This is a genomic window from Pseudarthrobacter sp. PvP090 (assembly GCF_040547365.1).
GTDB lineage: Bacteria > Actinomycetota > Actinomycetes > Actinomycetales > Micrococcaceae > Arthrobacter.
Map to the genome: position 1 here is coordinate 47,941 of NZ_JBEPPO010000013.1, position 13,198 is coordinate 61,138.

11 protein-coding genes are annotated in these 13,198 nt (G+C 67.9%); 3 read left to right on the forward strand and 8 right to left on the reverse strand.

Annotated elements, in window-relative coordinates:
* Nucleotides 1-2 precede the first annotated feature (2 nt).
* On the reverse strand, nucleotides 3-1,034 hold the full coding sequence (locus ABIC21_RS15505; RefSeq protein WP_354351274.1) for a Bug family tripartite tricarboxylate transporter substrate binding protein: 1,032 nt from the start codon (nucleotides 1,032-1,034) through the stop codon (nucleotides 3-5).
* 172 nt (nucleotides 1,035-1,206) lie between these two features.
* Between ABIC21_RS15505 and ABIC21_RS15510 the strand changes: the two genes are divergently transcribed.
* Nucleotides 1,207-2,787: an ATP-binding protein gene (locus tag ABIC21_RS15510; protein ID WP_354351275.1), complete on the forward strand. Its 1,581-nt coding sequence runs from the start codon at nucleotides 1,207-1,209 to the stop codon at nucleotides 2,785-2,787.
* Nucleotides 2,784-3,494, forward strand: coding sequence for a response regulator (locus ABIC21_RS15515; RefSeq protein WP_354351276.1), 711 nt, complete (start codon nucleotides 2,784-2,786; stop codon nucleotides 3,492-3,494). Before ABIC21_RS15510 ends, ABIC21_RS15515 begins: the two co-directional genes overlap by 4 nt.
* Nucleotides 3,495-4,158: 664 nt before the next feature.
* Here ABIC21_RS15515 and ABIC21_RS15520 read toward each other — a convergent pair.
* From ABIC21_RS15520 to ABIC21_RS15550, 7 genes are read right to left on the reverse strand one after another with little or no spacing between them, the layout of a single operon-like run.
* Complete coding sequence (locus ABIC21_RS15520) at nucleotides 4,159-4,992, reverse strand: HpcH/HpaI aldolase/citrate lyase family protein (protein ID WP_354351277.1); 834 nt, start codon at nucleotides 4,990-4,992, stop codon at nucleotides 4,159-4,161.
* 4 nt (nucleotides 4,993-4,996) lie between these two features.
* The gene (locus ABIC21_RS15525) at nucleotides 4,997-5,545 is read right to left on the reverse strand and encodes a MaoC family dehydratase (RefSeq protein WP_354351278.1); all 549 of its coding nucleotides are present in this window, start codon (nucleotides 5,543-5,545) and stop codon (nucleotides 4,997-4,999) included.
* Complete coding sequence (locus ABIC21_RS15530) at nucleotides 5,542-6,303, reverse strand: CoA transferase subunit B (protein ID WP_354351279.1); 762 nt, start codon at nucleotides 6,301-6,303, stop codon at nucleotides 5,542-5,544. Before ABIC21_RS15530 ends, ABIC21_RS15525 begins: the two co-directional genes overlap by 4 nt.
* Before the next feature lie 3 nt (nucleotides 6,304-6,306).
* Nucleotides 6,307-7,119: a CoA transferase subunit A gene (locus tag ABIC21_RS15535; protein ID WP_354351280.1), complete on the reverse strand. Its 813-nt coding sequence runs from the start codon at nucleotides 7,117-7,119 to the stop codon at nucleotides 6,307-6,309.
* A gap of 39 nt (nucleotides 7,120-7,158) precedes the next feature.
* On the reverse strand, nucleotides 7,159-8,322 hold the full coding sequence (locus tag ABIC21_RS15540) for an acyl-CoA dehydrogenase family protein (protein WP_354351281.1): 1,164 nt from the start codon (nucleotides 8,320-8,322) through the stop codon (nucleotides 7,159-7,161).
* Nucleotides 8,323-8,371: 49 nt separating this feature from the next.
* Nucleotides 8,372-10,558: an acetyl/propionyl/methylcrotonyl-CoA carboxylase subunit alpha gene (locus tag ABIC21_RS15545; protein WP_354351282.1), complete on the reverse strand. Its 2,187-nt coding sequence runs from the start codon at nucleotides 10,556-10,558 to the stop codon at nucleotides 8,372-8,374.
* A 7-nt stretch (nucleotides 10,559-10,565) separates the two neighbouring features.
* Entirely contained in the window at nucleotides 10,566-12,173 is a 1,608-nt protein-coding gene (locus ABIC21_RS15550) for a carboxyl transferase domain-containing protein (RefSeq protein ID WP_354351283.1), read from the reverse strand.
* Nucleotides 12,174-12,434: 261 nt separating this feature from the next.
* On the opposite strand from ABIC21_RS15550, the gene ABIC21_RS15555 reads away from it, so the two are divergent.
* Nucleotides 12,435-13,097: an SACE_7040 family transcriptional regulator gene (locus ABIC21_RS15555; RefSeq protein ID WP_354351359.1), complete on the forward strand. Its 663-nt coding sequence runs from the start codon at nucleotides 12,435-12,437 to the stop codon at nucleotides 13,095-13,097.
* Nucleotides 13,098-13,198: the final 101 nt, after the last annotated feature.

Genomic DNA, 13,198 nt, shown 5'->3' on the forward strand with positions numbered 1-13,198 from the left:
TGCTACTTGACCAGGCCGATCTCAGTCAGCGTGGTCTTGACCTTGGTGATGTCCTCCGTGAGGAAGGTCTTGAACTCGTCGCCGGCGAGGAAGGCGTCATCCCAGTTGTTCTTCGCCAGGGTGGCCTTCCAGGCCTCGGTGGCGTGCAGTTTGGTGACGACCTCGGTCAGCTTCGCCTTCTGCGCATCGTCGATGGAACCCGGTGCCACAACGCCGCGCCAGTTGGTCAGGACGACGTCGACGCCCTGGTCCTTCAGCGGCTTGACGCCCGGCAGTGCGGGGGCCTCGGACGTGCCGGAGACGGCGAGGGCCCGGACCTTGCCGGCCTTGACCTGCTCGGCGTACTCCCCCACGCCGGAGATGCCGGCCTGGACCTTGTTGCCGAGCAGGGCCGCGATCGATTCGCCGCCGCCGGAGTAGCCGATGTAATTCAGCTTGTCGGATTCGACGCCCTGGGACTTGAGGATCTGGCCGGCCAGGATGTGGTCCGCACCGCCGGCTGAACCGCCGGTGATCGCAACGCCTTTGCCGTTGGCCTTGATGTCATCCACGAGGTCCTGGACGGACTGGTACTTGGACGACGCCGGGACCACCAGGACCAGCGGCTCTTCGGTCAGGCGCGCGATGGGGGTGGTGTCCTCCAGCCGGGTCTTGGCGGCGTTGGTTTCCACGGCCCCCACCATGACGTAACCCATCACCATGAGGGTGTTGGCGTCTTTTTCGGTGGCGAGCTTGGCCAGGCCGTTTGTGCCGCCGCCGCCGCCGATGTTGCTCACCTGGGCGGAGGTGACGAGTTTGTTGGACTGCAGGTCCTGCTGCATCGCACGGCCGGTCTGGTCCCAGCCGCCGCCCGGGTTGGCCGGAACAATGATGCTCAGCTTCTTGATCGGATCCGCGGCCGAGGTTTGGCCTGCCGCTGCGCCGCTGGCACCGCCGGCACAGGCCGACATGGCGAGGACGACGCCGGCCGCCCCGGCAGCGAGCGCAGCGCGGCGGGTGAAGTTGGCACGGGTGAAATTGGAGGGGGAGGTCATGGTTTCTCCTTGTATGAATGTGACGCACGTCATCGGAATCACTTCCCAGAGACTAGGAGCCGCCCGGACCAGGGGCCAGAATTTGGCCGTAGAGGTAGTAGTGGTCATATTGGTCACGGCCCCGGGCCCTGGATTGGCCTCAGGGCGGGATCCGGGATGGGAAACTTGTGACATGGTTCACAGGATCCCCTTACGCTTCCAGCTGGTCGCGCTGCAGCTCGGCATCGTGCTGGCTGTGCTGACGGCGGTGGGGGCCGTGACCATCCGGATGCAGGAGCAGCAGCTCCGGGACGCGTACAAGGGCCGGCTGATCGGCGTCGCCGAAAGCGTGGCCCGGCTGCCGTCGGTGGTCGATGCCTTCGGGACAGCGGAACCGGCCCTAACCATCCAGCCCATCGCCGAAGTCATCCGGCAGGCCTCGAATGTCACTTATGTGGTGGTGACGGACCGCCACGGTGTGCGCCAGTCCCACCCGAACCCGGCGGAAATCGGCCGTCCCGTATCCACCGACCCGTCCGTGCCGCTGTCCGGCGAGATCTACGTCGGCACCCAGACGGGCACCCTGGGAGAGTCCTGGCGGGTCAAGGTGCCCATCTTTGACAGTGCCGGCACCGTGATCGGATCGGCCTCGGTGGGCGTGCTGGAAAGCACTCTGGCAGAGGACCTCTACGAGGACCTGCCGCAGCTCTTCGGCTGGCTCCTCGGTGCCGCAGTGCTGGGGTCGCTGGGGGCGATGTACATCTCCAAGCTCGTGTGGCGGCGGATCTACAAGCTGGAACCGGAGGACATCGCGGCCCTGCTGGAGACCCGTGATGCGATGCTGCACGGCCTGGGTGAGGGGCTGGTCGCCGTCGACGCCGAGGGGAAGGTGGCGCTCGTCAACGACGAAGCCCGCCGGCTGCTGGGCGTGGGCGAGGAGATCACCGGAAAACCCGCCGACGAATCCCTGGAACCCGGGATCCGCCGGATGCTCGCCGCCGGATCAGCCACCGAGGAACTGGTGCTCTCCGGGGAACGGATCCTGCTGGGCAAAGTCAATGCCGCCACGGTGGACGGCCGGGAGGTGGGCAAGGTTCTCATTCTGCGTGACCGCACCGAGCTCCACACGATCCTCCGGGACCGCGACGGTGCCCTGGACGTGACGCAGGCGCTGCGGGCCCAGGCCCACGAATTCGCCAACAAGTTGCACGTCATCTCGGGTCTCCTGGAACTCGGCGAACAGGCCAAGGCCGTGGAATACCTGGGCCGCAGCCACAGCGACGCCGCCTTCGTCAACCGCCCGCTGGCCGCAGGCATCACCGATCACGACGTCCGGGCGCTGCTGATCGCCAAGTCCACCGTGTGCGCCGAGCGCGGCGTCGAGATCCTGGTGAGCCCGGATTCGGTCTGCACTCCCGACGGTACCGGCGACGTCATCACGGTCCTGGGGAACCTGATCGACAACGCGGTGGACGCCGCGGGCTACGACAGCACCGTCGCCGTCCGGCTTGATGAAACACCCGACGGCGAGCGCACCATCACGGTCGAGGACGACGGACCCGGCGTCCCCGAACCGGAACGCACCGCCGTCTTCGAAGCCGGCGTCACCACCAAGCTGGCGGAAGGCATCAACAGCCGGGGCTTCGGGCTGGCCCTGGTCCAGCGCGTGGCCCGGCGCCGGGGCGGCGCCGCGTCGGTTTCGTCCTCCGCGCTGGGCGGAGCCTGTTTCACCGTAATCCTGCAGACAAAAGAGGCGGAACTACTAAAGCAATGAGCTCCATACGCACCCTCATCATTGACGATGACGTGGCAGTGGCCGGGATCCACCATGGGTTCCTGCTGGCCCGCGGCGGCTTCGACGTCGTCAGCCTGGCCCACACCGGGCAGCAGGGCCTGGACCTGGCGGCGGAGCTGCGGCCGGAACTGGTCCTGCTGGACATCCATCTTCCGGACATGTCCGGCCTGGACGTCCTCCAGCAACTCCGCGGCCGCCAGCAGGCCCTGGACGTCCTGGTCATCACGGCCTCCAGGGAGCTGGACACCGTCCGCGGCGCCATGGCCGGCGGGGTGCTGCACTATCTGGTGAAGCCCTTTACGTCCCAGGCCCTGAACGAACGGCTCGACGAGTACCTGCTCCTGCGCCGCGAACTCGCCGCGGGCGGGGCCGCCGGGCCGCTGGACCAGGACAGCATCGACCGTCTCGTGGCGCCGTCGCGCCGGGCCAAAGCCGCGGATCCCCTCGCCGAGCAGGCGGCAAGGCTGCCCAAGGGGCTGTCCCGGCCCACGCTGGATGCCGTCATCGAGGCGCTCAAGGCCAGCCCGGAGGACGTCTCGGCGGCCGGGATGGCCCTTCAGCTCGGGCTCTCGCGGGTCAGCGCACGGCGCTACCTCGAATATCTGGTCATCCACGGCTTCGCCCGGCTCACGCCCCGCTACGGTGCTGCAGGGCGGCCGGAGAACAGGTACTTGTGGAAGCGCTGAGCATGTCCAGTTTTCACAGCTAGCGCGGAGCATGCCCAGTGTTCAGGGTCGGCACCGAGCATGTTCATCCGGCCCGGTGATGCACCAGGGCCGGTCGCGAACGATGAGGCACCCATCTGACGCAAATGGCCGCCACCGTGCACCCATCTGACGCAAGTGGTCGCCACCGTGCACCCATCTGACGCAAGTGGTCGCCACCGGACCGCCATAGCGGCCATTCGTGGCGAATCGACGAGGTCCGAACCTTCAGGGCCTTCCATCTGACGTTACGGAGCACCCATCTGACGCAAATGGCCGCCACCGGACCCGCCATAGCGGCCATTCGTGGCGAATCGACGAGGTCCGAACCTTCAGGGCCTTCCATCTGACGTTACGGAGCACCCATCTGACGCAAACGGCCGCCACCGGACCGCCATAGCAGCCATTCGTGGCGAATCGACGAGGTCCAAACCCGCAGCGCCCCTCCATCCGAGACTTCGGAGCACCCATCTGACGCAAACGGCCGCCACCGTGCACCCATCTGACGCAAACGGCCGCCACCGGACCCGCCATAGCGGCCATTCGTGGCGAATCGGCGGGGTTTACGCCGCGGACCCGCGCGCATCTCCAACGCGGCTCCAGCTACACGCCCGGCCAACAAGACGAGGGCCGGGAACTCCCGAACCTAGTGCCCGGCGCGGCGGAGCGTGGATTCGGCGTGCTTGAGTATTGGCCCGTCGATCATCTTGCCCTGGTGCTGGAACACACCCGAGCCTGAGGCGGCGGCGGCTGCCAGCAGTTCGGTGGCTGCCGCAACCTCGGACTCGGACGGCGCATAGGCCCCGCGCACCACGGCCACCTGGTTCGGGTGGATGCAGGCCTTGGAAGAGAAGCCTGAGGCAACGGCGTCGCGGGCTTCGACGGCGAGGCCTTCAAGGTCCGGGATGTTGACATACACCGAGTCGACGGCTTCCTTGCCGAAGGCCCGGGCGGCCAGCAGCACGGTGGAACGGGCGTGCAGTGCAACCGCGCGGTAGCCGCCGTCGTCCGTCCTGCTGGAGGTGCCGCCGAGCGAGGCGAGCAGGTCCTCGGCGCCCCACATCAGTCCGACCACGTTGGGTTCGGCTGCGATGGCGGCGGCGTTGACGACCCCCAGCGCCGTCTCGCACAGCGCGACCACGCTGTAGCCCTCCAGCTCCCTGAGCTGCTCCGCGCTTTCGGCCTTCGCGAGCATCACGTGCCGGTACGGGGTGTGCTTGAGGCAGTGCAGGTCCTTCTCGAATTCCTCCGTGCCGGCAGGATTGATCCGGACGATCGTGCGGCTCGGGTCCAGCTCGGGGACGTCCCCGGTGGCGCCGAGCTGGGCGAGGATGGCACCGCGGGCACGCTGCTTGTCCGCCGGAGCGACGGCGTCCTCCAGGTCCACGATCACGGCGTCGGCGCGCTCGGCGGCCTTCTGGTAGCGCTCGGGGCGGTCGGCGGGGCAAAACAGCAGGGCGGGACCCATCAGGAAGCTCATGGATCTATTCTGCCCTTCTCTGCGGGTTCTGGGCTTGGGAATGCGCGTCCCGTGTCCACATCAAGCAGCTGCGCGTGGCGAGGGCCACGACCTCGCCGTGCTGGTTCCGGCCGGTGTGTTTCATGGTCACGATCCCCTGGCCGGGGCGGGAGGCGGACAGCCGCTTCCCGGTCACCATAGTCTCCGTGTAGAGGGTGTCGCCGTGGTACATCGGGTGCGGGAAGGACACGTCCGTGAGCCCCAGCTGGGCGATGATGGTGCCCTGCGTCAGCTGCGGGACGGACTGCCCCACCACGGTCGCCAGGGTGAACATGGAGTTCATCAGGCGCTGGCCGAACGGCTGCTCCGCGCTCCAGGCGGCATCGAGGTGCAGGGCCTGGGTGTTCATGGTCATGGTGGTGAAGAGGACATTGTCCGCCTCGGTCACGGTCCGGCCGGGCCGGTGCGCGTAGATCACGTCCTCTTCGAGCTCGTCGAAGTACAGCCCGCGCTGTTCAATGACACGCGGTTCAATGACACGCGGTTCAGCCGTGTGCTGGGGTTCAGTCGTCATACGGTCAGTTCCTGGTCTTCCTCGAAGAGTTCGGCGCCGGTGGCCGCGGCCACGTCCTCGGCCGTCACGTTGGGGGCGAGCTCACGCAGGACCAGCCGGGACGTGCTCCCCTCGGTCACGACGTCGATGACCGCCAGGTCGGTGATGATGCGGTCCACACAGCCTTTGCCGGTCAGGGGCAGCGTGCACTGTTCCACGATCTTGGGCCTGCCGTTCCGGTCCACGTGCTCCATCATCACGATCACCTTCTTGGCGCCGAACACCAGGTCCATGGCGCCGCCCATGCCCTTGACCATCTTGCCCGGGATCATCCAGTTCGCCAGATCACCGTTCTGCGCCACCTCCATCGCGCCGAGCACGGCAACGTCCACGTGCCCGCCGCGGATCATGCCGAAGGACGCAGCGGAGTCGAAGAAAGCGGCGCCCTTGTTGACCGTGACGGTTTCCTTGCCGGCATTGATCAGGTCAGGATCCACCGCGTCCTCGGCCGGGTAAGGCCCGACGCCGAGGATGCCGTTCTCGGAGTGCAGCACCACCTCGACGCCGGCGGGGATGTAGTTCGGAATCAGTGTGGGCATGCCGATGCCAAGGTTGACGTACTGCCCGTTGTGCAGCTCCTGCGCCACCCTCGCGGCCAGTTCGTTGCGCGTCCACCCCTTGCCCTCAACACCGGCGGGATGCCCGACGGCGGGAGGCCGGTATTCGTGGCGGACCGCTTCGGGACGGGGCGGCGCACCCGGCAGGCTGTTGGATTCCATGGCCTAGGCTCCTGACTGGTTTGCTGTGGCGGCGTTGCCGGCGGTTGAGTTGCCGGCGGACGGGGCAGCCAGTGCCACCGTCCGCTTCTCGATCCGCTTCTCGACGCCGGGCGCGAGCACCACGCGCTGGACGAAGATGCCGGGGATGTGGACGTGTTCGGGGTCCAGCTCTCCCGGCTCAACGAGTTCCTCGACCTCGGCGATCGTGATCTTCCCGGCCATGGCGCAGAGCGGGTTGAAGTTCATCGCAGTGGCGTGGAAGACGAGGTTGCCGTGGCGGTCGCCCTTCCAGGCGTGGACCAGGCCGAAGTCCGGGGTCAGCGACTCCTCGAGGACATAGTCGGCGCCGTGGAAGCTGCGGACCTCCTTGGCCGCGGAGGCGACCGCGACGTTCCCGTCGGCGTCGTACTTCTGCGGCAGGCCGCCGTCGGACACCTGGGTGCCGACGCCGGCCGGCGTGTAGAACGCCGGGATGCCCGCCCCGCCGGCGCGCAGCTTCTCGGCCAGGGTGCCCTGCGGGGTGAGGACCACCTCAAGCTCACCGGCGAGGTACTGCCGGGCGAACTCCTTGTTCTCCCCCACGTACGAGCTGATGGTGCGGCGGATCCGGCCGTCCTTCAGCAGGATCCCGAGTCCCCAGTCGTCGATTCCGCAGTTGTTGCTGACGGTCTCCAGGTTGGTGGCGCCGCTTTGGTGCAGGGCCTCGATCAGGGCCACCGGGATGCCGCAGAGCCCGAACCCGCCGACGGCGAGCGACGCGCCGTCGTGGATGTCCGCGACGGCCTCGGCGGCGCTGGCCACAACTTTGTTAATCATCGTTGATCCTTCTCTCGACAGTTGCGGCCAGCGGGCGGGTCAGAGCCCCAGTTCGCGGGCGATCAGCATCAGCTGGACCTCCGTGGTGCCCTCGCCGACTTCAAGGATCTTGGAGTCGCGGTAGTGGCGTGCCACGGTGAATTCGTTGATGAAGCCATAGCCGCCGAACACCTGGGTGGCGTCCCGCGCGTTGTCCATGGCTGCCTCGCCTGCGACCATCTTAGCGATGGCCGCCTGCGTCTTGAACGGCTTACCGGCGAGCATCCGTGCGGCTGCGTCGTAGTAGGCCAGGCGGGCGGTGTGGGCCCGTGCTTCCATCCGGGCAATCTTGAAGGCGATGGCCTGGTACTTGCCGATGTTCTGCCCGAATGCGCTGCGTTCCTTGGCGTACTTCACCGACTGGTCCACGCAGCCCTGGGCCGCGCCGACGGCCAGCGCGGCGATCGCAATGCGGCCCTCGTCGAGGATGGAGAGGAAGTTGGCGTAGCCGCGGCCCTGGGTGCCGAGCAGGTTTTCCTCGGGGACGTGGACGTTGTCGAGGGTCAGCGGGTGGGTGTCCGAGGCGTTCCAGCCGACCTTGTTGTAGGCCTTCTCAGCTTTGAAGCCCGGCGTGTTGGTGGGCACCAGGATGGTGGAGATTTCCTTCTTGACGCTGCCGTCCGGGCGCTCCTGCTGGCCGGTCACCGCGGTGACGGTGACGAGCCTGGTGATGTCGGTGCCGGAGTTGGTGATGAATTCCTTATTGCCGTTGATGACCCACTCCCCGCCGCCGAGCTTGGCGGTGGTCTTGGTGCCGCCGGCGTCCGAGCCGGCTTCCGGCTCGGTCAGACCGAAGCCGGCGAGCGCCTTGCCGGAGGCCAGCAGCGGCAGCCACTCCTCCTTCTGGGCGGCGTTGCCGAAACGGTGGATCGGCATGGCGCCGAGGGAGACGCCGGCCTCCAGGGTGATGGCGACGGACTGGTCCACCCGGCCGAGCTGTTCCAGGGCGAGCGCCAGGGCGAAGTAGTCGCCGCCCATGCCGCCGAACTCCTCCGGGAACGGCAGGCCGAACAGGCCCATGTCCGCCATTTGCGAGACGACCTCGTAGGGGAAGCTGTGCTCCTCGTCGTGCTTGGCGGAGACCGGGGCCACCACTTCGTCGGCGAATTCGCGGACGGTGTTGCTGAGGTCCTGGTAATCCTCGCTGAGTTCAAAATCCGGCATGGTGACTCCTTTGTCTGTGGTGTTGAACGTGGTGTTGAAAGTGGGGTGGTTACTCCGCCGCGCCCATGGCGATGACGGCTTCCTCGATGGTGTCCTCGGCCTTGGAGGGTGCCGCCGGGTGAACGGGGTGGATGGTGGCGAGGACCTGGTCTGCCTTCACGAGGTCGCCGGAGGCGATGCTGATGTGCACCGTTCCGTCGAGGGGCGCCACGAGCTGGTGTTCCATCTTCATGGCCTCCACGGCGAGCAGCACCTGGCCGGCCGCCACGATGTCGCCGTTGGAGACGGAGACGGACACCACGGTCCCGGGCATCGGCGAGCGCACGGCGGGGTCCGCGGCGCCTTCCTCGCGTTCAATCGCCGCGAGGACCCTGGCCAGCCGGCTCTCACGGCTAAGCACCTCGAGCCGGCAGGACCAGCCGCCGTTGCCGAGGAAGAGTTCCGTGGGAACCATGTTGTCCCGGTCCGTGCGGACGGGTCCCGTGGATACCGGTGCGAGCGAGTACACCCGGGCTTCGCCGTCGAGAATCACCTCTGCGTGGTGGCGTTTGGGGAAACGAAGTGATGCCTGGTGCTGCGGTCCGCCGTCGACGCTGACCATCGCCGAGCCCTGCCCCACAGAGCCGGACACCTCCACCGTGGCGACACCGCCGTCGGGCGTTCCCAGGCTGATCCGCCGCGGGGCGCGGCCGCCAAGCCTCCACCCGTCGCGGAGGTCCCACGGGCTGGTCCCGGCGCCCTGCGCCTCAGGCTCCTGCATGGCAGCGACGTACAGGGCAGCGGCAACCACCTCGAATTCGCCCGCCCTGCGGAAGGTGAACTCCGGCATCTTGCGCTCGATCAGGCCCGTGTCGAGCCGGCCGGCGCGGACGTCGTCGTCGTTGATCAGCAGGAGCAGGTATTCGACGTTCGTGTTGATGCCCAGCGCGCTGTACCCGGCGAGGGCCATGTCGAGGGTGTCCAGGGCGGCGGTGCGGTCCTGGCCCCAGGCGATGACCTTGGAGATCATCGGGTCGTAGCTGGAGGAGATCTCCAGGCCCTCCAGCAGGGCCGAGTCCACCCGGACGTTGCCGGCGGCATCGTCGGGCACTTCGTCCAGCAGCCAGACCCGTCCGGTGGACGGCAGGAAGTTCTTCTCCGGGACCTCGGCGTAGACGCGTGCCTCCACCGAGTGCCCGGTGAGCACGACGTCGTCCTGGCGGACGGTGAGTTCCTCGCCGGCGGCGATGCGCACCTGCCATTCGACCAGGTCGACGCCGGTGACCATCTCGGTGACGGGGTGTTCGACCTGCAGGCGGGTGTTCATCTCCATAAAGAAGAACTCGTCCGGGGCGTTGTCGGAGACGAGGAATTCCACGGTGCCGGCGCCGCTGTAGTTCACACTGCGGGCGGCGTTGCAGGCGGCCTCGCCGAGTCGGGCCCGGATGGCCGCGCCGTCGGGCAGGGATTCCAGCAGCGGGGAGGGGGCTTCCTCAATGACCTTCTGGTGCCGGCGCTGCAGCGAGCACTCGCGCTCGCCAAGGTGGATGACGTTGCCGTGGTTGTCCGCGAGGACCTGGACCTCGATGTGCCGCGGTGTCAGGACGAGGCGTTCCAGGAAGAGCGTGTCGTCGCCGAAGGCACTGGCCGCGACCCGGCGAGCGGTCACCAGGGTGTCAGCCAGGTCTTCGGGGCGCTCGACGATGTGCATGCCCTTACCGCCGCCGCCGGCGGAGGGCTTGATCAGCAGCGGGAACCCGACGCCGGCCGCGGCCTCGATCAGCTTCGCGTCCGTCATGCCGGGTTCGGCGATGCCCGGGACCACGGGGACGCCGTAGCCGGTGACGTGGTTCTTGGAGCGGATCTTGTCGCCCATGACGTTGAGGGACTCGACGCCGGGGCCGATGAACGTGATCTCAGCCTTTTCCAGGGAGCGGGCGAAGTCCACGTTCTCGCTCAGGAAGCCGTAGCCCGGGTGCACGGCTTCGGCGCCGGTGTCGCGGCAGGCCTGGATGATGGCCTCGATCTTGAGGTAGCTCTCGGACGCTGCGGCGGGGCCGATCCGCACGGCGACGTCGGCCTCGCGCACGTGCCGGGCCCCGGCGTCGGCGTCGGAATAGACGGCGACCGAGCGGATGCCCAGCGCGCGCAGCGTGCGGATGACGCGGCAGGCGATCTCGCCGCGGTTGGCGACGAGCACGGTGCCGAAGAGCGGCTTCGTGGGTGTTGAAAGAGGAGTAGTCGAAGAAAGAGTCATGGCTGGCTCACATCCGGAAAAGGCCGAAGGAGGTCTCCGGCAGCGGGGTGCGGGAGACGACGTCGAGCGCCAGTCCCAGGACGGTGCGGGTGTCCGCGGGGTCGATCACGCCGTCGTCCCAGAGGCGGGCGGTGGAGTAGTAGGGGCTGCCCTGGTCCTCGTACTGCTGCTTGATCGGGGCCTTGAACGCATCCTCGTCCGCGGCGGACCAGTCCTCGCCGCGGGCCTCGTACTGGTCCCGCTTCACCGTAGCGAGGACGCTGGACGCCTGGTTGCCGCCCATCACCGAGATCCGGCTGGCCGGCCACATCCACAGGAAACGCGGCGAGTAGGCCCGCCCGCACATGGAGTAGTTGCCGGCGCCGAAGGACCCGCCGATCACCACGGTCAGTTTGGGCACCCGGGCGGTGGCGACGGCGGTGACCATCTTGGCGCCGTTCTTGGCGATGCCGCCCTGCTCGTAGTCCTTGCCGACCATAAAGCCGGAGAGGTTCTGCAGGAAGATCAGCGGGATGCCGCGCTGGTCGCAGAGCTCGATGAAGTGGGCTCCCTTGAGCGAGGATTCGCTGAAGAGCACGCCGTTGTTCGCGACGATGCCCACGGGGTGGCCGTGCAGCTTCGCGAACCCCGTGACGAGGGTGGTGCCGTAGTTCTTCTTGAATTCGTGGAAGCGGCTGCCGTCCACCAGCCGGGCGATGACCTCGCGGACGTCGTACTGGGCGTTGACGTCGGTGGGGACGGCGCCGTACAGCTCCTCCGGATCCGCGAGGGGTTCGACGGCGGTGTCGATCTCCCAGGCGGGGGCCGCGGGCCGCGGCAGGGTCGAGACGATGTCGCGAACGATCTGGAGGGCATGCTCATCGTTCTCGGCCAGGTGGTCGGTGACGCCGGAGATCTTCGCGTGGACGTCGCCGCCGCCGAGTTCCTCGGCCGTGACGATCTCGCCGATCGCGGCCTTCACGAGCGGCGGTCCGCCCAGGAAGATGGTGCCCTGGTTGCGGACGATGACGGTCTCGTCGCTCATCGCGGGGACGTAAGCGCCGCCGGCGGTGCACGATCCCATCACGGAGGCGATCTGCGGGATCCGGGCCGCGGACATCTTGGCCTGGTTGAAGAAGATCCGGCCGAAGTGTTCCTTGTCCGGGAAGACCTCGTCCTGTTTGGGCAGGAACGCCCCGCCCGAGTCCACGAGGTAGATGCAGGGCAGCCGGTTCTCCAGCGCTATTTCCTGTGCCCGGAGGTGCTTCTTCACCGTCATCGGGTAATAGGTGCCGCCCTTGACGGTGGCGTCGTTGGAGATGACCAGGACCTGGCGGCCGTGGACCAGGCCGATCCCGGCAATAACACCGGCGCCGGGCGAGTCGTCGTTGTACATGCCGTTCGCGGCGAGCGGCGCGATTTCGAGGAACGGGCTGCCGTCATCCAGCAACTGGTCGATGCGTTCGCGCGGCAGGAGTTTGCCGCGGGACACATGGCGTTCCCGGGACTTCTCCGGTCCTCCCAGCGCAGCCGTGGCAAGGCGTTCCTTCAGCTCGCGGGCCAGCCCCAGCTGGGCCTCGCGGTTCGCGGCAAAGGCGGCGCTCGTGGCGTCCACCTGGCTGGCGATTGTCTCCATTGACTGCTTCCGTTCTCGGCCTTCATGCTGGGGACCTATACTGCGCCCGCTCCAGCCACTTCGGTTAGTACCGCATAACTGAGATTTAGGTTAGTCTCTATTAACTGTGATGTCCACCACGGCGTCACGAAGAGCGGCTGGATATTTGAAATGAAGGATGTGCCGGTGACCGAACCCAGCGAGACGAACCCGACCGGCACGCAGCCTCCCGCGCCGCTGGCTCCTGCGGCTGTGAGCTCTGCGGCCGTGGCCTCTGTGACCATGGAGCCAGCGACCCTGCCGCCAACAACACTGTCTCCCACGACCCGGCCTCCCACGACCCTGCGCGGCCAGGCCAAGGAGAACCGCCGCCGGGCGCTGCTGTCCTCGGCGGCCGCCCTGTTCGCCGTCGACGGGTTCAACCGTGTCTCGCTGGAGGACCTCGGCGCGGCCGCCGGCGTGAGCGGACCGGCGGTCTACCGGCATTTCGCCGGCAAGCAGGCCGTCCTGGGGGCGCTGCTGCTGAGCGTCAGCCAGGAGCTGCTCGACGGCGGCCGGCGCGTGGTCGCCGCTTCCGACGGCGCCGGCGTGGCCCTGCACCGGCTGGTGGAGTTCCACGTCGACTTCGCGCTCAGCAACCCCGACGTCATCCGCGTGCAGGACCAGGACTTCAGCAACCTCGCCGACGAGGACCAGGCCGAGGTCCGCACGCTGCAGCGGAACTATGTGGAGCTCTGGGTCGAGGTCCTGGCCGGGCTGCTCCCCGGAACCGATGATGCCGAACTCCGGATGCGGGCCCACGCCACCTTCGGCCTGATCAACTCCACCCCGCACTCGGTGCGCAGCCACGGTCGGCGGATTGCGGTCAAGCGGGCCCGGCCCCTGCTGCAGAGCATGGCCCTGGCGGCCCTGATGGCCCCGGCCGTCCCCGCACCGCCCGGCTAGCAGGCTCCCCCGCGCGGGCACCCAGCCTCATCCCGCGCGTCCACGCAGTCCGCGTCCGCGCAGTCCACCCAGTCCGCGTCCGCGCAGTCCACCCAGTCCGC